Raw genomic sequence first — 16,986 nt, 5'->3', positions numbered from 1 at the left:
TCGTAAGCAGACTGTCGCGTACTTGCCACCGCCGGGGTGCTCCCGGGACGATGGCGCAACGATACGAACGCGGCCGTTCCAACGCCGCGTCCGTTGGAGTATGCTGGTAGCATGAGGAGGACATCCATGCGCGGGACAGGTGGGCGATGCTGATGCGACGATTGCTGGTTGCGCTGCTGGCGGGAACGAGTGTCCTGGCCGCGGCTGCCGTTCGGGCGGGCATTCCGGCCCGCGCGGTCCAGGCCCCGAGCGCCCAGGCGGGCCCGGCGCAGGCGTCTCCCATCCATATCGCCACCGAGGCGGCGCCGCCGTCGAGCATGCTCGATGCCGGGGGCAGGGTCGTCGGCATCGCCACCGACAAGGTGCGCGCCGCGTTCGAGCGCGCCGGGATTGCCTACACGATCGACATGCTGCCCCGGAAACGCGCCTACGCGGCCGCCTACGCGCGTCCGGACGCCTGCGTCTATTCCACTACCCGCACGCCCGAGCGCGATCCCCTGTTCAAGTGGGTCGGGCCGACCGACAGCGCCGAATGGGTGCTCATGGCCCAGGCCGAACGCCGCATCGCCCTGCGCACGCTGGAAGATGCCCGGCCTTACCGCATCGGCACCTACCACGGCGACGCGCGCGACCACTACCTGCGCAGCCGCGGCTTCCGGGTCGACGCGGCCTCGAGCGACATGACCAATCCGCGCAAGCTGCTGATCGGGCGCATCGACCTGTGGGCCGCGGCGCTGCGGCGCGGCAGCCCGGTCCTCGAGCAGAATGGCTGGGCCGGACGGATCGTCCCGGTCCTCGTGTTCAACCGGATCGACGTCTTCCTCGCCTGTAACCGCGCCATGCCCGATGCCGTCATCGAGCGCCTGAATGGCGCGTTTGCCTCACTCGAGCGCGATGGCACGCTGCGCCGCATCGAGCGCTCCTACGACGGCTGGACGGCGCGGCCGGCACCGTAGGCCTGCACGCCAGGCGGGATGCGACCGGGAGTTGTTCCCTTAATTTGCCGAAAACTCGAAAAATCTGCGGAAATCGCAGAGCGGCGTAAGCGCATGCGGCCCAATTGTTACATGCGAAATCGCGATGAACGCCGGTTGCAGGCGAGCGCCGCGCGTACTCAGCCGTGGGGCAGGCCGAGGTTGCGGTTGGCCGGCACGGCGATGTCGATCAGCCTTGGCCGCGGCAGGTTCAGTTCGGCCATCAGGCGCACGAAATCTTCGCGGCTGCGCGAAGCCAGGCGCGCGTTGTGGCGCTTTTCCCATCCGATCGTCGACACCGCCTGGCCGTGGTAGTCATGTCCCGGCCAGATGCGGGTGTCGTCAGGCAGCGTGAACAGCTTGCCGGTCACGCTGTCGTACAGCGCATCGGCACTGCCGCTCTGGAAGTCCGTGCGCCCGCAGCCGCCGATCAGGAGCGTGTCTCCGGTAAAGACATTGCCGCGCCAGAGGTAGCTCATGCTGCCCGCCGTGTGCCCGGGCGTATGGAGCACGCGGATTTCCTCTTCCTGGCCGAAGCGCAGCACGTCGCCGTCCTGCAATTGCACCTCGGCCGCGGTGATGCCGCAGCCGGCAGGCGCGGCGGCGACAGCCCCGGTGAGGGCGCGCAGTTCTCCGGCCGAGGTCACGTGGTCGGCGTGCGCATGGGTTTCCAGCACGTAGACCAGCTGCAGCCCGAGCCGCGCGAGGTGGCCCAGGTCGCGTTCGCGGTGGCGGTCGACCGGGTCGACGATGACGGCCTGCTTTGAACCGGGCCCGGCCAGGATGTAGGTGAAGGTCGACGATTCGGGATCGAACAGCTGGATGGGGTTCAGGTGCATGGGGTCTCCGGTAAGGGATGCGGCATCAGGTACGGGCGCTGGTCGGGGGAGCGCCGCGCCTGGCCCGCTCGATCAGGTCGAAAAGGATCATGCCCGCCACCATCGCCAGCACGAAGAGCAGTGGTTTCATGCCGCCCGATGCAAGCGAGGCGAGCGCCGGGCCCGGGCAGAATCCGGAAAGTCCCCAGCCGACGCCAAAGGTGAGCGAGCCCAGCACCGGGCGGCGGTCGACGCGGCGTGCCGTCGGCACCTGCATGGCTGCACCCAGCAGGGATTGCGTGCGGGCTCGCGCGTAGCGGTAACCGAGGGCGGCAACCAGCACGGCGCCGCCCATCACGAAGGCGAGCGACGGGTCCCAGTTGCCGGCCAGGTCGAGAAAGCCCAGCACCTTGGCCGGGTCGGTCATGCCGGAGACGACCAGCCCGACGCCGAATACCAGGCCGGCAAGCAGGGCGACAAGCAGGTGCATGGCGGTCCTTTCAGCCCGGGACGTGACGCAGCAGGTAAACGGTAAGAAAACCCGCCAGCATGAAGGCCGCGGTGGCCACCAGCGAGCGCGGCGACAGGCGCGCGACGCCGCAGACGCCATGGCCGCTGGTGCAGCCGGCGCCATAGCGGGTGCCGATGCCGACCAATAAACCCGCTGCGACCAGGGTGGCGCCATCGGCGTCGATCGTCGCCTGCGGCAGCCTTGCCAGCAGGCCGTACAGGAGCGGTGCGCAGACGAGGTCCGCCCAGAAGGCGAGGCGCCAGGCAAGGTCGCCCTTTACCGGACGCAGCAGTCCGGCAAGGATGCCGCTGATGCCGGCGATGCGGCCGTTGAGCAGGACGAAGGCAGCGGCAGCCAGGCCGATCAGCAGGCCGCCGATCAGCGAGGTCCACGGCGTGAACTGGCTCCAGGCGATCGTCATTGTGCTGCTCCTTCCAGCGGGTGGCTGAGGCCGTCATGGCGCGGCTGTGCGTCCATCGCCGGGGTCTCGTTGCCTGTATTGTAATGTCAGGAGCGGCCAGGCGATAGCGCCGTGTGACCGGCAAGGGCAGGCCTGGCGCATAATCGAGGGGTGTCGATTCCTCGGGAGCGATGAAATGAAATGTCCATTCTGCGAGAGCACCGACCTGGTCCATGACCTGCGGGATCTGCCCTATGCCTACAAGGGAAGCGCGACGACCTTCGAAGGAATTGAAGGCCATTTCTGCCGTGGCTGCAGGGAAGGCATCCTCACGCCACGCGCGCTCGGGCAGTTCGGCCAGCTGGCGATGGAATTCCGGCGCAAGGTGGATGCCGGGGTGGGGTAGGAAGAGGCGTCCGGCTGCGCTGGTCAACAAAAAACCCGCGATGCCGGTGCGACATGCGGGTTTTTGATTTGTACGACTATGTGATGCAATCCTGTGGTGCCGGGAACCGGAATCGAACCGGTACGCCTCGCGGCGCGGGATTTTGAGTCCCGTGCGTCTACCTATTCCGCCATCCCGGCAACGCGCCCTGCATTATCGCTGATTTGCATTGCACCGGCAACAGTTTCGCGGCCCGGCAATGCCGGCGCGGTGGCGATTACCCGCTCCGGTTGCGCGGTTTCGCCGCCCGCCAGCGCCGCCTGCAGCGCGCGCAGGGGTCGGGATCGGGCCGACTACTTCCAGCGTATGGGGCTTGATGCGTACGTTCACGCTTTGGGCCCGGGCGCGCCAGCTCGCCGGGGCGATGCGCACGTAGCGCATCCGCTCGGCGCCGGCATCGGTGCGGACGTAGCCGAGCGCGACCAGCGCGGCGTCGAGCGTGTGGCGCATGTGGCAGGCGTCGAAGCGGGTGCTCACCTCGAGCCGTCCGGGCGAGCCGGCGCAGAGGGGCAGGGTCCAGTCCCGCCAGCAGCGGCAGGACGATCGCGGCCAGCGGTGCGTCCGGGTTGAAGCTGCGCAGCGCCAGGACCAGGAGCGGCATCCCGATCGCCACCGCCAGGCCGTATACCGTCAATGGCGACAGCGTGCCCAGCAGCTTGACGCGCCGCCGTGCGTGCACGATTTCCGAGAACATTACGCTTTTCATGTTGTCTCCTTCTTAGAGCGCCTAACAAAACCGCCATAGCCGCGTTGCGGCTCCTAGTCGTACAGGTGTACTGTCTTCGTCGCCACGCCTTGGCTCCGCCTTGCCCTGAAGGCCCCGCCTTCAAGGCCTCTGACGATTTTGTTAGGCGCTCTTGGGCGCTCTTCAGCGGCACCGACGATGCGCTATTGGTCATTGTCGATGCCGCTTGCGCCCTGGAGTTGACGTGACTCAAGGAACATGACCGGGGACATTTTCCTGCCCCAAGACGGGGCGCCGGTCGCCGTCACGCCGACATGTGCCGTCACTTCGTCCAATGGAGACACCATGAAACGATTCCAGTCCGCCCGTCTCGCCATGCGCACCAAGACGCTGATCGCCGCCCTGTCGACCGCGCTGTCCGCCGCCCTGGTCGGGCTGGCGCCCGCGCACGCCCAGACAATCGAACGCACCGAGGCGATCAGCCTCAGTCCCGATGGCGTCGGCGGCTTCACCGCCCATTTCGGCGACGGCTTCACGGCCGCGCAAAGCGGCAGCGCTTTCACCGACCTGTTCACCTTCGCCGTCGCCGGTACCCCGTTCGACGCGGCAGCCTCGGTCACGTCCTCGTTCCTGAATTCGCCGGGCACCAAGGACCTCCTGATCACCGGCCTGTCCCTGTACCGCTACGACCCCGCCACGCTGGCCGTGGTCGGCACGGCGATCGCCGGCATCGACCAGACCGGGTTCGAGGACAACGCGCCCGACTCCTGGGCGGTCTCGGCCTATAACCTGGTCAGCGGCGCCTATGCCGTGCGCGTCGACGGCCAGGTACTGGGGGCGGCAGGGGGGCAGCTTCGGGGCGGACCTGGCAGTCTCGCCGGTGCCGGAAGCGCCGATGGGGGCGATGCTGCTGGCGGGGATGGGCGCGGGCGCCCTGCTGTGGCGCCGCGCGCAGGTGGGGAGCCCGCCGCGGCGCGGCGCCGGGCGGCCTAGGGGCAGCGCTCAGCGCGCGCGGCGGTACAGGCGGAAGCGCTCGTCGCGGTCGGAGGCGCGCCGGCCTTCCCACAGCAGCGTGGCGCCACCCGTGCGCCAGACGCGCGACAGCTCGCGGTCGTCGCGCGTCCTGACGCTGTCGTGCAACAGCACGTAATCGCACTGGCCACCCTGTACGCCAGCGAAGGGCAGGCGGCCGTAGTAGGCGAACGAGGCGCGCTGCGGGGCGCCTACATTCGTGTCGATGCAGTTCGCGTTCGGCGGCAGCTTGGCGGCCAGTGCCTGGGCGACGCCGGCGTAGCTCTTGCTGTAGTTCAGGTCAGGCAGGAACAGCGTCATCAGGAGCACCCACACCAGGATCAGGCCGCTCGACGAGAGCACCACGGCGCGCCACAGCACCGAGGGCTTGCGCGAGACGCGCCAGCGCACCAGCCAGAACCAGCCGATCGAGACGGCGGCCGCGACCGTGAACGAGACGATGCCGAATTCGGGCGTGAACCCTGGCACCAGTTTCAGGGCGTTATGCGAGAGCTTGGCCGGCCAGCCGGTGAGCTTGGCGATCCAGAACAGCCAGACCAGGGCCGCCAGCGTCGTCAGGGCCATCACCGAGAACCAGTCGATGGCGTTGATGGCGCCCCGCTTCATGGTAGGCAGGCCGAAAGCGGCCATCAGCGCCAATAGCGGCAGCAGTTTCAGCAGGTCGCCGTTCCCCGGCGTCGGACCGCACAGGGTCAGCGCGGTCAGGGCACAGAAGAAAGTGAGCGGCAACACGATGTGCAGCATGTTCTGCTGGCGGCGCCAGGCCCAGATCGCCCAGCCGGCAAAAGGCCAGGCAGGCCAGGCGAACCAGACGCCGATGCGGAAGAAGGCCTTGATCGAGGCCCAGCTCGGCAGGGCGAGCTGGTCCAGGTTCCAGCCCAGCCAGGCCGACACGGGCGAGCCCCCATACGGCTGCACCAGCGTAGCCGGCAGGATCCAGATCAATGTCAACAGCACGGCGGCAAGGCCGGCCACCAGCATGTGGCGCAGGGCGGTCGCCACGGGAATGCGGAAGAATCGGGTGCACAGCAGCAGCGCCAGCAGCAGGGGCCGTTGGTGCCAGCGGTCCGCGCGTCAGCGTCAGGGCGCCGAGCGAGAGGCCGACCGGGGCGGCATTGCGCAGGCAGGCCGTTTCGATGTAGCGCACCGCGCGGTAGAGGAAGTAGGCGACCAGCGAGCCCTGCAGCGTGACGGCGAGAGTCTCGTGGCTGTACAGCAGCAGTCCGAGCGAGCCGAGGTAGACCAGCACGGTGGTGTCGGCCAGGGTGCGGCCGTAGTCGTCCGGCTCGGGCTGGCCGCCGAAAGCAAGGCGCAGCGGCTGCGCTTCGGGGCGCCGGCCGAGGTGGAAGGCGGTGTACCAGAGCGACATGCCGCCGACGACGAAGATGCCGATGTTCGACACGCGCGCGGCCAGTACGTCGCCCAGCAGCCAGCCGAACAGCTTGATGCAGAGGGCGCCCAGCCAGAAGGCCAGCGGGCCTTCGTCGAGTGCGGGCAGGCCGGCGATGTTCGGGTACAGCCAGTCGTGCAGGCCGCCGCGCGCCATCGTCCACATCAGGCCGAAGCTGCCGGCGTCGTCCTTCCACGGGTCGCGGCCGATCAGGCCCGGCAGGATATACAGCAGGCCGAGTGCGAACAGGGCCCAGCGCGGCAGGGCGAGCGTGGCGGCGGCGGGGAGACGGACTGGTTTCATCGATAAGTCTGATGCGTGGCAATAATGTCGCGCTAGTATAGCGGCGAATGGAAATCGCCCAATCAAGGCGAAAAAAAAGAAGCCGGGAATCCGGCTTCTTTCTTGGTGCTCCTGCGGGGATCGTATGAGGCCCGCGGAGGCTGTGTTGCAGTGTGGCTTAGCCGTTCGCGACCGAGGTCTTCGAACCGACGGCGCCGAACTTCTGGCGGAATTTCTCGACGCGGCCAGCCGTGTCGACGATCTTGTGCTTGCCGGTGTAGAACGGGTGCGATTCAGCCGAGACTTCGATCTTGATCAGCGGATACTCTTTACCCTCGTGGGTAGCGGTTTCGCGGGTCGAGATGGTCGAACGGGTGATGAATTTGAAATCGCACGACACGTCGTGGAACAGGACTTCGCGGTAATTCGGGTGGGTATCGGTCTTCATGATTCTACTTTCGATGAGTTTGGTAGCCAAACAGCACTTCGTCGGTCGGCTTGCTTCGTGACCCGATTGCCGCTCACTTGCCAGGTTGAGGTACTGAACCGGAGATTATAAGCGGCTTGCCAGGCCAAGGCAAGCCTGCCGGCCGGCCCGGGTGGCGGGGCGTCACGCGTGCAACAGGCGGCGCAGCCGTGCCGGCGCGCCGGCATCCATTGGCGCCGGGGAAACGAAGTAGGCCAATTGCCAGCCTTGCGCGCGGATCGCCGCCTTCGCCACCGGCAGACTCCAGGGTGGATAGACGCGGATCGCACGCTTGCCGCCGACGCCGTCCTGCGACATCACGCCATGGCGGATCAAGGCCTGCCGATCGAAGACGAAATGACCGTGCTGGCCGGCGCCGGCCACGCTGACAATCACCAGGTCGACCTCGTCAAGGCTGTCGAAAGGCGCGATGTCCGCGCCTGGCGCAGGGCGCTTCCAGACGGTCACGAACTGGCCGATCTTCGTGGGCGTGGTCTTGGCCACGCGAAAAGCGACAAGCCGTCCATCGAGGCCGAGGCGGCAGGCGCCATACTCGCCGCCTTCCGGCTCGCACCGAGGCGCTGCGGTGGTGCTCACGCCGGCTTCACGGTAAAGCCCGTCGAGGGCGAACGGCAGGTCGGGCGGCAGGTCGCCGGTTGCAGTCATGTTCGGTTTTCAATGAAAAATGCGGCGCGCATAAAAAAATGCCGCTCAGTACACTGAACGGCATTCGCGGCCTGGCTGCCTTTCATGAGACGCCCGGCAAGTGGCTAGTTAACCGCCGCGGCGCATCATGTCGAAGAACTCGATGTTGTTCTTCGTCGCCCGCATCTTGTCGAGGATGAACTCCATCGCCTCGATCTCGTCCATCGAGTACAGCAGTTTGCGCAGGATCCAGATCTTTTGCAGCTGGTCCGGCTTGATCAGCAGTTCCTCGCGGCGGGTACCCGACTTGTTCAGGTTGATCGCCGGGTAGACGCGCTTCTCGGCCAGGCGGCGCTCGAGGTGCACTTCCATGTTGCCGGTGCCCTTGAATTCTTCGTAGATCACGTCGTCCATGCGCGAGCCGGTTTCGATCAGCGCGGTGGCGATGATGGTCAGCGAGCCGCCTTCTTCGATGTTACGGGCGGCGCCGAAGAAGCGCTTCGGACGCTGCAGCGCGTTGGCGTCGACACCACCGGTCAGCACCTTGCCCGAGGCCGGGATCACGGTGTTGTAGGCGCGGGCGAGGCGGGTGATCGAGTCGAGCAGGATCACGACGTCCTTCTTCATTTCGACCAGGCGCTTGGCCTTTTCCAGCACCATCTCGGCAACCTGCACGTGGCGGGTGGCCGGTTCGTCGAAGGTCGAGGCGACGACTTCGCCGCGCACCGAACGCTGCATTTCCGTCACTTCTTCCGGACGCTCGTCGATCAGCAGGACGATCAGGGTGCAGTCCGGGTGGTTGGCGGTGATCGCGTGCGCGATGTGCTGCAGCATGACCGATTTGCCGGATTTAGGGGAGGCCACCAGCAGGCCGCGCTGGCCCTTGCCGATCGGCGAAATCAGGTCGACGATGCGGCCGGTGATGTTCTCGGCGCCGTTCATGTCGCGCTCGAGGCGCAGCGGCTCCTGCGGGTGCAGCGGCGTCAGGTTCTCGAACAGGATGCGGTGCTTCGAGGCTTCCGGCGATTCGCCGTTGACCTTGTCCACCTTTACCAGGGCGAAATAGCGCTCGCCGTCTTTCGGGGTGCGCACTTCGCCTTCGATCGAATCACCCGTATGCAGGTTGAAGCGGCGGATCTGCGACGGCGATATATAGATGTCGTCGGTCGAGGCCATGTAGCTGGCGTCGGGCGAGCGCAGGAAGCCGAAGCCGTCGGGCAGCACTTCGAGTGCGCCATCGCCGAAGATCTGTTCGCCTTGCTTGGCGCGTTTCTTCAGGATCGCGAACATCAGTTCCTGCTTGCGCAGGCGGGCTGCGTTGTCGATGTCGAGGCCGATGGCCATCTCCAGCAGCGCGGAGACGTGCATTGCCTTCAGTTCAGATAAGTGCATGTTGTGTGGGTGTCCCGTGACGGGAAGGTAAAGGTAGGGGAGGGAACGACGTGGATTAATTAAACTGCGTCAGTGGAAAACAACCGGAGCCGGTTTGCTTCCCGTCCGCAAAAATGGCGGCAGTGCGGGCGCACCGCCACCGCGTTCTCAGATATTGCTGTCGATGAACGAAGTCAGCTGACCCTTGGCCATGGCGCCGACTTTCTGCGCCGCTGGCTGGCCGTCCTTGAACAGGATCAGGGTCGGGATGCCACGGATGCCGAACTGGGCCGGTACGGCCTGGTTGGCGTCGACGTCCATCTTGGCGATCGTGATCTTGCCATCGTATTCCTTGGCCACTTCTTCGAGGATCGGAGCGATCATCTTGCACGGACCGCACCACTCGGCCCAGAAATCGACCAGGACCGGGCGCTCGGACTTGAGCACGTCGGTTTCGAAAGAAGCATCGCTGATGTGTTTAATGTTTTCGCTCATGTTTTCCTCAAAGAAGAGGTAAGGATCAATGTACGCCTGGAGACCATGCTTGTCCTGCTCAGCACATGTCCGGCTTCCGTTTGTCGGGACGATGTCCCTTTGGTAAAACTGGTTGCAACACAATGGTGGAGACAATGTGCGCAAACTCAATATTTGGAAGGGCGTCTGGAGGACGTCAGGCGGGGGATTTAGGCCGAATAATACCTTATTTTCCCGAAAAGTGTTCAGACGTTTGTAGAAAACTTAACATGTCACGGCCGTGCGCAATTGGTCCAGCGCGATCGGCTTGCGGAAGGTACCCGCCACGCGTAATCCGAGCACCCGCGCCAGTTCGCTGGCGGCGTCGCGCACCCCCGAATCCATGCCCGACAACAGGATGACGGCGCCTCCAAAACCGCGTGCCGCGGCCGCCTGCAGGAACTCGATGCCGTCCATGTCGGGCAGGGCGAGGTCGCAGATGAGCAGGTCGGGGTTTTGTTCGGCGAGGGTGGCGAGCGCATGACGGGTCGTCGCCTCCGTATAGACCTCGCGCACGCCGAGCTGTTCCAGCATGTCCTTGAGCATCTCCAACATGAAGCGGTCGTCGTCGAGCACCAGCACGCGCGGCGGCAGCGCCGCGTCCGCAACGGCGAGCTTGTTCATACACTTGGTTCCGGCTAATTGTTGACTGGAAGGGCATTATGGGCGAAACCGGGCATGCGTGGCGCACCGTGTTCAATATCGTCCGAAACTGTTGCCTCTCCTGGAAATCAACAACCCTTCAGCCGACGCTGCCGGTCAACTGAATCAAATGTCCCGGGTGCCACATCGTCACCACCGAGGCGACGCGGCCCTGCGAGGTGGTCTTGCGCTTGAGGACCAGGCAGGCGGCGCGGCCGTCGATGCCCAGCTGCTCGGCCACCTCGCGTGGGGCGCCCAGGGCCTCGATGCTGTAGGTGGCGCCCTGCAATGGCGCCACCGCCATCAGGTGTTCGTTGGGGGTGATGCTGGCGAAGTCCTGCTGCAGGTAATCGGGCGCGCAGGCCGGATTGACCCAGCGGTCTTCGAGCTGGATCGGTACCTCGTTCTCGAAGTGGACGATGGTCGAATGAAACAGCGGCGCGCCCGGCGCCAGTTCGAACTGCAGCGCCAGCGCCTCGGCGGCGGGTGCCTCCTCGAGCAGGCAGAGGCGGCTGCCGTGGCGGTGGCCGCGTGCGCGCACTTCGTCGGCGATGTTGCGGATTTCGACCAGCGTCGCCTGGTATTTGCGCGGCGCGACATAGGTGCCCGATCCCCGGCGCCGGGTCAGCACCTGCTCGGCCGTCAGTTCGCGTACGGCGCGGTTGACGGTCATGCGCGAGACGCCGAACTGGCGCACCAGGGCCTGCTCGGAGGGCACCAGGTCGCCTTCCTTCCAGCGCCCGGAGGCGATCTCGCCGACCAGGTAATCCTTGATGCGCTGAAAGATGGGGGTAGGCGTGGGGGTGCTCGCTTGCGCGCTGTGTTCGTCCAAACTGCTCTCCGTGGGGCGATAATGGTGCTGTTGACAGTGGGGATTCTAGCACCGCGAATTCGAAAGCAAGGAGCGGAGTGCGGTAACACCACGCCGCTGCGACGATACGGCCTGTCATCCCCGCGAGAACCGACGCCATGAACATCGACACCACCGCCGAACCCTATGCCAGCGACGAGGCGCGCTGGGCCGCCGTGCAGGGCCGCGACCGCGGCGCCGACGGCGTCTTCTATTACCCGTACGCAGCACCGGCGTGTATTGCCGGCCTTCGTGCGCCGCACGCCCGGCACTGCGCGCGAACGTCGCCTTCCACGCCAGCTGCGATGCCGCCGAGGCGGCGGGTTTTCGCGCCTGCCTGCGCTGCCGGCCCGGGCAGCCGGATGTCAGCGCGCGCCAGGCGGGCGCCGTCGCCGAGGCCTGCCGCCTGATCGAAGCGGCGGGCGAGACGCTCGACCTCGATGCCGTGGCGCGCACGGTCGGCATGAGCCGCTTCCACTTCCAGCGCGTATTCAAGCTGCATGCGGGCGTGACGCCGAAAGCCTATGCCGCCGCCTGCCGCGCGGCGCGCGTGCGCGAGGGGCCTGGCACGGGGCGCCAGCGTCACCGATGCACCGTATGCCGCCGGCTTCAATTCGAGTTCGCGTTTCTACGCCGGCGCCGAAGCAATGCTCGGCATGCGGCCGGGCAGCTTCAGGGCCGGCGGCGTGGGCGAGGCGATTCGTTTTGCTGTCGGCGCCTGCTCGCTGGGCGCGATCCTGGTGGCGGCGACCGAGCGTGGCATCTGCGCGATCCTGATCGGCGACGAGCCCGAACCACTGGTGCGCGACCTGCAGGACCGTTTTCCGAAAGCGCGCTTGATCGGCGCCGACAGCGACTTCGAACGCACTGTCGCCGTCGTGGTGGGATTGGTGGAGGCCCCGCGCATCGGCCTGGACCTGCCGCTGGATGTACGCGGCACCGCCTTCCAGCAGCGCGTGTGGGAAGCCTTGCGGGCGATCCCCGCAGGCGAAACGGTCAGCTACACGGAACTGGCGCAGCGTATCGGCGCGCCGAAGGCCGTGCGCGCGGTGGCCGGCGCCTGCGCGGCCAATCCGGCGGCGGTGGCGATTCCCCTGCCACCGGGTGGTGCGCAACGATGGCGGCTTATCCGGTTACCGCTGGGGCATCGAGCGCAAGGCCGCCCTGATCGAACGGGAAAAAATGTAGGGCAGGCGGGTTTCCCGCCTGCGCGTTCAAACGCAGCCTGCGAACGGCTTGAGCACCATGCACCCGTCGCTTGGACGCGTAGGCGGCGGTTCGGCTGGCGAAAATCACGTTTCCGGCCCTGGCCGTCTACCTTGCTCGCCGCGTTTCGCTTCGTCCGCCAGCGTCCGCGCCAGCCGCTGCCGTCCCGCCGCGGCATACGCGTGGCAGGCATCCGGACTGACGAAGGCCGCGTTACCCAGCTGCTTCTGTTTCGCCTGGCGCTCCAGCAAATCGCTGGCGTCGGGGTGCGCCGTCACCAGGATGTCGCAGGGCAGCGCCGCCACGCGCGCGATCGAGCGTTCCACATCGGCCTTCGCGTTCGGATACACCGTGTTGCCGCTGTAGCGGAAGGGCGGCGCGGCCATGGCGTTCAGGCTGTCGGCATACACCATGTTCATCGCGCGGCCCTTCTCAAAAGCGCTCCAGGTCCAGCTGATTCCACCCTGGGTGTGGCCCGGCGTGTAATTCGCCTTGACCGACAGCGGCCCCAGTTCGACGGTCTCGCCATCGCGCACCGTTTTCACGTTCGCCACCGGCGGCATGTCCATGTCGGCCAGGTCGCTGTGCTGCGGATCGCCCTTGTCGACCTTGCCCGATTCCAGCACGCTTTTCGCCGCCGGGCTGGTGAGCACGGTCGCGCCAGTCAATCGCTGCAGTTCGGCGACGCCGCCCACATGGTCGAAGTGTTCGTGCGAAGTCAGGATGTAGCGGATGTCTTCCAGCTTGAAGCCAAGTTCGCGGATGTGCGCGGCAATCTGCGGCGCGGCCTTGGGCGTGGCGCCGTCGATCAGGATATGCCCAGCGGGTGAGGTGATCAGCACCGAGCTCAGGCCCTGGGTGCCGACGTAATACGTGCTGCCGTAGAGAACGAAGGGCTTCTGCGCGCCTTCCCAGTTGGCCGGATAGGCGTGGGCCGGCAGGGACGACAAACCGGACAGGCAGACGAGCAGGGCGGCGATGCGTTTCACGGAGGAGTCCTTTATGAGGTGATTGCTTATTGCTGACCCGAAATGATAACGAAAAAAGCGGCCCGCGAGCCGGCGGCCGCTGCAAAATCGGCAAGGACTTCGCTACACTCATGTTTTGCATTTATTTAAGAAAATGGAGAGTCCATGCGCCCCACCCTGAAGCAGTGTTCGATGTTCGTCCTTGCCGCACTTGCCGCGTCCAGCAGCCACGCCGATACGGTAGTCGTCAACGCCAACGGATACACGCTCAATGCCAAGGGTGACCTGGTGCAGTTCGCGGCACTGGCCTTCGACGACCAGGGCAAGATCACGGCCGTCGGCAGTGCCGCCGAGGTGCGTGCCAGGGCGCCGAATGCACGCCAGGTGGACCTGCAGGGCAAGACGGTGCTGCCGGGCCTGATCGATGCCCACGGCCACGTGTTCGGCCTCGGTCAGATGCTGACCCAGCTCGACCTGTCGCAGACCACCTCGCTGCAAGCTGCCTTGACGTCGATCGGCGAATACGCCCGCGCCCATCCGAACCACGCCTGGCTGCGCGGACGCGGCTGGAACCAGGAAAACTGGAAGCTGGGCCGCTTCCCGACCGCCGCCGACCTCGACCCAGTCGTGGCCGACAAGCCGGTCTGGTTCGAACGCGTCGACGGCCATGCCGGATGGGCCAACAGCCGCGCACTGGCGGCGGCCGGCATCACCGACAAAACGCCCGACCCGGCCGGCGGCAAGATCATGCGCGATGCGAATGGCAAAGCCACCGGCGTGCTGGTCGACGCCGCGCAGGAACTGGTGACGAAAGTGCTGCCGCCCCAGACCGAGGAAGAGGGCCGCCTGGCGCTCGATACCGCGCTCGGCGCGCTGGCGAAAGTCGGCGTTACCAGCACCCACGATGCCGGCCTGGGCGTGTTCGAAGACCGCCTGTACCGGGCCTACGCCGACCAGGGCAAGCTGACCGCGCGCATCTACGGCATGATCGGTGGCACCCAGAAGGATTTCGATGAACTGGCGAAGAACGGCCCGCTCAAAACCTACGGCAAGGACATGTACGCGCTGCGCGCCGTCAAGCTGTACTCGGACGGTGCCCTGGGCAGCCGCGGTGCTGCCCTGATCAAGCCGTATTCCGACGAGCCGCATTCGCACGGCCTGCTGTTCTACAAGACGGCCGAGATGGACGCGATGATGAAGAAGGCGATGGCGCGCGGCTACCAGGTCAACGTGCACGCCATCGGCGACGCCGGCAACCACCAGATCCTCGACATCTACCAGAAGGAACTGGCCGCCACGAAAAGCGCGGCGCAGCGCCACCGCATCGAGCATGCCCAGGTGGTGACCCAGGACGACATCAAGCGCTTCAGGGCGCTTGGCATCATCCCGTCGATGCAGCCGACCCACGCGACGTCGGACAAAAACATGGCCGAAACCCGCGTCGGCCCCGAGCGCATCAAGGGCGCCTACGCCTGGCGCAGCTTCCTGCACCAGGGTTCGCGCATCGCCTGCGGATCGGACTTCCCGGTGGAGTCGCCGAACCCCTTCTTCGGCATCCACGCCGCGGTGACGCGCCAGGACGCCTCGGGCCAGCCGATTGCCGGCTGGTACCCGAACCAGGCGATGTCGCTGAAGGAAGCCTTCCGCTGCTTCACGCTTGACGCAGCCTATGCGGGACACGCCGAAGACAGCTTAGGCTCGCTCGAGGCGGGCAAGTGGGCCGACTTCATCGTCGTCGACCAGGACTTGTTCAAGGTGTCGACCTACGATATCTACAAGACGCAGGTGCTGCAGACCTGGGTGGGCGGCAAGGCGGTGTATCAGAAGTAAGAGCACGGAGAACGTAGGGTGGGCTCTTGAGCCCACGCGGTAGGGCATATGCCAGTCGAAATGCATGCAAAACCTGGTGCGCACGCCTATTTGTTATGCACCGCTTTATCGTCTCGCGACAGTACGACAGCGTGGGCTCGAGAGCCCACCCTACGAAAGCGTGGCGACAATATGGATTGACGCTGTTGTATAGACAACCTAGACTCTACGGAATCCCAAATCCAGGAGCTGCCATGACCCAAGAATCGCCCCGCGTCGACGTCGACCCGCGCTTCGACCCTTCGCGCACCATCCGTGCCCCGCGCGGCACCGAGTTGTCCTGCAAGAGCTGGCTGACCGAAGCCGCTTACCGCATGTTGCAGAACAACCTCGATGCCGAGGTGGCCGAGGATCCGCAGCGCCTGGTGGTCTATGGCGGCATCGGCCGCGCCGCGCGCAACTGGGAGTGCTATGACCAGATCCTCGCTTCGCTGCGCGAACTGGAAAACGACCAGACCCTCCTGATCCAGTCCGGCAAACCCGTCGGCGTGTTCCAGACCCACGAAGACGCCCCGCGCGTGCTGCTGGCGAACTCGAACCTGGTGCCGAAATGGGCGAACTGGGAGCATTTCAACGAGCTCGACCGCAAAGGCCTGTTCATGTACGGCCAGATGACGGCCGGCAGCTGGATCTATATCGGCACCCAGGGCATCGTGCAGGGCACCTACGAAACCTTTGCCGAAGCCGGTCGCCAGCATTTCGGCGGCGACATGGCCGGACGCTGGATCCTCACCGCCGGCCTGGGCGGCATGGGCGGCGCGCAGCCGCTGGCAGCCACCTTCGCCGGCGCCGTGTCGCTCAATATCGAGTGCCAGCAGAGCAGTATCGATTTCCGCCTGCGCACCCGCTATCTCGACAAGCAGGCGAAGGATATCGACGAGGCCCTGGCCCTCATCAAGGAACATACGGGCAAGCGCGAAGCCGTCTCCATCGGCCTGCTCGGCAATGCCGCCGACCTGCTGCCGGAACTGGTGCGCCGCGCCCGTGCCGGCGGCCTGGTGCCGGACCTCGTCACCGACCAGACCTCGGCGCACGACCTGATCCACGGCTACCTGCCGAGCGGCTGGAGCGTGCAGGAGTGGAAGGCCGCGCAAGCCGACCCGTCGCAGCACGCGCGCCTGAAAGCGGCGGCCGCCAAATCCTGCGCGGTCCACGTGCAGGCCATCCTCGACTTCAAGGCGCTGGGCAGCCACGCGGTCGACTACGGCAACAACATCCGCCAGGTCGCGTTCGACGAGGGCGTGCAGAACGCCTTCGACTTCCCCGGCTTCGTGCCAGCGTACATCCGCCCGCAGTTTTGCGAAGGGCGCGGGCCCTTCCGCTGGGTGGCGCTGTCGGGCGACCCGGAAGACATCTATAAAACCGATGCCAAGATCAAGGAGCTGTTCCCGCAGCACAAACAGGTGCACCGCTGGCTCGACATGGCGCGCGAGCGCATCGCCTTCCAGGGCCTGCCGGCACGCATCTGCTGGCTGGGGCTGGGCGAACGCCACCTGGCCGGCCTGGCCTTCAACGAGATGGTGCGCACGGGCGAACTGAAGGCGCCGGTCGTCATCGGGCGCGACCACCTCGATACCGGCTCGGTCGCCAGCCCGAACCGCGAAACCGAGAGCATGCGTGACGGTACCGACGCGGTGTCGGACTGGCCGCTGCTCAACGCACTGCTCAATACCGCCGGCGGCGCCACCTGGGTCTCGCTGCACCATGGCGGCGGCGTCGGCATGGGCTACTCGCAGCACTCCGGCGTCGTCATCGTTGCCGACGGCACGGAAGCGGCGGCGCAGCGCCTGGCGCGCGTGCTGGTGAACGACAGCGGCTCGGGTGTGATGCGCCATGCCGACGCCGGCTACGAATCCGCCATCGCCTGTGCCAAGCGCACCGGCCTGAATCTCCCGATGATCAAGTAATCGTATAAAAGT

Annotated in this window: 16 protein-coding genes, 1 tRNA gene and 2 pseudogenes; 6 read left to right on the top strand and 13 right to left on the bottom strand. The window is 66.1% G+C overall.

The annotated features are described in order from the left end of the window. The first annotated feature begins 152 nt into the window (after nucleotides 1-152). Nucleotides 153-956, top strand: coding sequence for an ABC transporter substrate-binding protein (locus G4G31_RS01280; RefSeq protein WP_182989968.1), 804 nt, complete (start codon nucleotides 153-155; stop codon nucleotides 954-956). A 158-nt stretch (nucleotides 957-1,114) separates the two neighbouring features. On the opposite strand, the gene G4G31_RS01275 is transcribed toward G4G31_RS01280, so the two are convergent. Genes G4G31_RS01275 through G4G31_RS01265 form a run of 3 tightly spaced genes read right to left on the bottom strand, consistent with a single transcriptional unit; the run spans nucleotide 1,115 to nucleotide 2,724 of the window. Further along, complete coding sequence (locus tag G4G31_RS01275; protein ID WP_275944329.1) at nucleotides 1,115-1,813, bottom strand: MBL fold metallo-hydrolase; 699 nt, start codon at nucleotides 1,811-1,813, stop codon at nucleotides 1,115-1,117. Nucleotides 1,814-1,838: 25 nt separating this feature from the next. Further along, nucleotides 1,839-2,282, bottom strand: a complete 444-nt coding sequence (locus tag G4G31_RS01270) for a YeeE/YedE family protein (protein ID WP_182989967.1) — start codon at nucleotides 2,280-2,282, stop codon at nucleotides 1,839-1,841. A gap of 10 nt (nucleotides 2,283-2,292) precedes the next feature. Next, nucleotides 2,293-2,724 carry a YeeE/YedE family protein gene (locus tag G4G31_RS01265; RefSeq protein ID WP_182989966.1) on the bottom strand — a complete coding sequence of 144 codons (432 nt, stop codon included), beginning with the start codon at nucleotides 2,722-2,724 and terminating at the stop codon, nucleotides 2,293-2,295. 175 nt (nucleotides 2,725-2,899) lie between these two features. On the opposite strand from G4G31_RS01265, the gene G4G31_RS01260 reads away from it, so the two are divergent. Beyond that, nucleotides 2,900-3,109 carry a type II toxin-antitoxin system MqsA family antitoxin gene (locus G4G31_RS01260; RefSeq protein ID WP_182989965.1) on the top strand — a complete coding sequence of 70 codons (210 nt, stop codon included), beginning with the start codon at nucleotides 2,900-2,902 and terminating at the stop codon, nucleotides 3,107-3,109. Between the two features lie 94 nt (nucleotides 3,110-3,203). Here G4G31_RS01260 and G4G31_RS01255 read toward each other — a convergent pair. Together G4G31_RS01255 and G4G31_RS01250 are read right to left on the bottom strand one after the other, a co-directional pair. Beyond that, nucleotides 3,204-3,288, bottom strand: a tRNA-Leu gene (locus tag G4G31_RS01255). A 13-nt stretch (nucleotides 3,289-3,301) separates the two neighbouring features. Beyond that, on the bottom strand, nucleotides 3,302-3,625 hold the full coding sequence (locus G4G31_RS01250) for a hypothetical protein (RefSeq protein ID WP_182989964.1): 324 nt from the start codon (nucleotides 3,623-3,625) through the stop codon (nucleotides 3,302-3,304). Nucleotides 3,626-4,178: 553 nt separating this feature from the next. Here G4G31_RS01250 and G4G31_RS01245 point away from each other — a divergent pair. Next, on the top strand, nucleotides 4,179-4,826 hold the full coding sequence (locus tag G4G31_RS01245) for an FxDxF family PEP-CTERM protein (RefSeq protein ID WP_182989963.1): 648 nt from the start codon (nucleotides 4,179-4,181) through the stop codon (nucleotides 4,824-4,826). A gap of 9 nt (nucleotides 4,827-4,835) precedes the next feature. Here G4G31_RS01245 and G4G31_RS01240 read toward each other — a convergent pair. The 7 genes and pseudogenes from G4G31_RS01240 to hutC form a co-directional block, all read right to left on the bottom strand. Further along, nucleotides 4,836-6,558, bottom strand: a pseudogene (locus G4G31_RS01240) (ArnT family glycosyltransferase). Nucleotides 6,559-6,715: 157 nt separating this feature from the next. After that, nucleotides 6,716-6,985, bottom strand: coding sequence for a type B 50S ribosomal protein L31 (locus G4G31_RS01235; RefSeq protein ID WP_182989962.1), 270 nt, complete (start codon nucleotides 6,983-6,985; stop codon nucleotides 6,716-6,718). Nucleotides 6,986-7,147: 162 nt separating this feature from the next. After that, on the bottom strand, nucleotides 7,148-7,669 hold the full coding sequence (locus G4G31_RS01230) for a MepB family protein (protein ID WP_182989961.1): 522 nt from the start codon (nucleotides 7,667-7,669) through the stop codon (nucleotides 7,148-7,150). A gap of 108 nt (nucleotides 7,670-7,777) precedes the next feature. Beyond that, a complete protein-coding gene (gene rho, locus G4G31_RS01225; protein ID WP_182989960.1) occupies nucleotides 7,778-9,040 on the bottom strand; it encodes a transcription termination factor Rho in 1,263 nt (420 codons plus the stop codon). 147 nt (nucleotides 9,041-9,187) lie between these two features. Then, a complete protein-coding gene (gene trxA / locus G4G31_RS01220; protein WP_182989959.1) occupies nucleotides 9,188-9,514 on the bottom strand; it encodes a thioredoxin TrxA in 327 nt (108 codons plus the stop codon). Between the two features lie 243 nt (nucleotides 9,515-9,757). Continuing rightward, the gene (locus G4G31_RS01215; protein WP_182989958.1) at nucleotides 9,758-10,156 is read right to left on the bottom strand and encodes a response regulator; all 399 of its coding nucleotides are present in this window, start codon (nucleotides 10,154-10,156) and stop codon (nucleotides 9,758-9,760) included. A 118-nt stretch (nucleotides 10,157-10,274) separates the two neighbouring features. After that, nucleotides 10,275-11,006, bottom strand: coding sequence for a histidine utilization repressor (hutC, locus tag G4G31_RS01210; protein ID WP_182989957.1), 732 nt, complete (start codon nucleotides 11,004-11,006; stop codon nucleotides 10,275-10,277). 137 nt (nucleotides 11,007-11,143) lie between these two features. Here hutC and ada point away from each other — a divergent pair. Next, a pseudogene (gene ada / locus G4G31_RS01205) lies at nucleotides 11,144-12,212 on the top strand (bifunctional DNA-binding transcriptional regulator/O6-methylguanine-DNA methyltransferase Ada). Nucleotides 12,213-12,316: 104 nt separating this feature from the next. On the opposite strand, the gene bla reads toward ada, so the two are convergent. Then, a complete protein-coding gene (gene bla, locus G4G31_RS01200; RefSeq protein ID WP_182989956.1) occupies nucleotides 12,317-13,219 on the bottom strand; it encodes a subclass B3 metallo-beta-lactamase in 903 nt (300 codons plus the stop codon). Nucleotides 13,220-13,363: 144 nt separating this feature from the next. Between bla and G4G31_RS01195 the strand changes: the two genes are divergently transcribed. Next, nucleotides 13,364-15,028: an amidohydrolase gene (locus G4G31_RS01195; protein WP_182989955.1), complete on the top strand. Its 1,665-nt coding sequence runs from the start codon at nucleotides 13,364-13,366 to the stop codon at nucleotides 15,026-15,028. A gap of 233 nt (nucleotides 15,029-15,261) precedes the next feature. Then, nucleotides 15,262-16,974: a urocanate hydratase gene (hutU, locus tag G4G31_RS01190; RefSeq protein ID WP_182989954.1), complete on the top strand. Its 1,713-nt coding sequence runs from the start codon at nucleotides 15,262-15,264 to the stop codon at nucleotides 16,972-16,974. Nucleotides 16,975-16,986: the final 12 nt, after the last annotated feature.

The sequence above is a fragment of the Massilia sp. Se16.2.3 genome (assembly GCF_014171595.1).
Taxonomy (GTDB): domain Bacteria; phylum Pseudomonadota; class Gammaproteobacteria; order Burkholderiales; family Burkholderiaceae_D; genus Telluria.
The sequence above is the reverse complement of the archived record's forward strand: the minus strand, read 5'-3'. Positions and strand labels throughout refer to the sequence as shown.

Excerpts from the sequence above, each read along its gene's own strand:
- G4G31_RS01215 (WP_182989958.1), bottom strand. The coding sequence starts at position 10,156 with ATGAACAAGCTCGCCGTTGCGGACGCGGCGCTGCCGCCGCGCGTGCTG.
- G4G31_RS01195 (WP_182989955.1), top strand. The coding sequence starts at position 13,364 with ATGCGCCCCACCCTGAAGCAGTGTTCGATGTTCGTCCTTGCCGCACTT.
- hutU (WP_182989954.1), top strand. The coding sequence starts at position 15,262 with ATGACCCAAGAATCGCCCCGCGTCGACGTCGACCCGCGCTTCGACCCT.
- G4G31_RS01275 (WP_275944329.1), bottom strand. The coding sequence starts at position 1,813 with ATGCACCTGAACCCCATCCAGCTGTTCGATCCCGAATCGTCGACCTTC.
- rho (WP_182989960.1), bottom strand. The coding sequence starts at position 9,040 with ATGCACTTATCTGAACTGAAGGCAATGCACGTCTCCGCGCTGCTGGAG.
- G4G31_RS01270 (WP_182989967.1), bottom strand. The coding sequence starts at position 2,282 with ATGCACCTGCTTGTCGCCCTGCTTGCCGGCCTGGTATTCGGCGTCGGG.
- G4G31_RS01245 (WP_182989963.1), top strand. The coding sequence starts at position 4,179 with ATGAAACGATTCCAGTCCGCCCGTCTCGCCATGCGCACCAAGACGCTG.
- G4G31_RS01235 (WP_182989962.1), bottom strand. The coding sequence starts at position 6,985 with ATGAAGACCGATACCCACCCGAATTACCGCGAAGTCCTGTTCCACGAC.
- G4G31_RS01265 (WP_182989966.1), bottom strand. The coding sequence starts at position 2,724 with ATGACGATCGCCTGGAGCCAGTTCACGCCGTGGACCTCGCTGATCGGC.
- G4G31_RS01280 (WP_182989968.1), top strand. The coding sequence starts at position 153 with ATGCGACGATTGCTGGTTGCGCTGCTGGCGGGAACGAGTGTCCTGGCC.
- trxA (WP_182989959.1), bottom strand. The coding sequence starts at position 9,514 with ATGAGCGAAAACATTAAACACATCAGCGATGCTTCTTTCGAAACCGAC.
- G4G31_RS01260 (WP_182989965.1), top strand. The coding sequence starts at position 2,900 with ATGAAATGTCCATTCTGCGAGAGCACCGACCTGGTCCATGACCTGCGG.
- G4G31_RS01230 (WP_182989961.1), bottom strand. The coding sequence starts at position 7,669 with ATGACTGCAACCGGCGACCTGCCGCCCGACCTGCCGTTCGCCCTCGAC.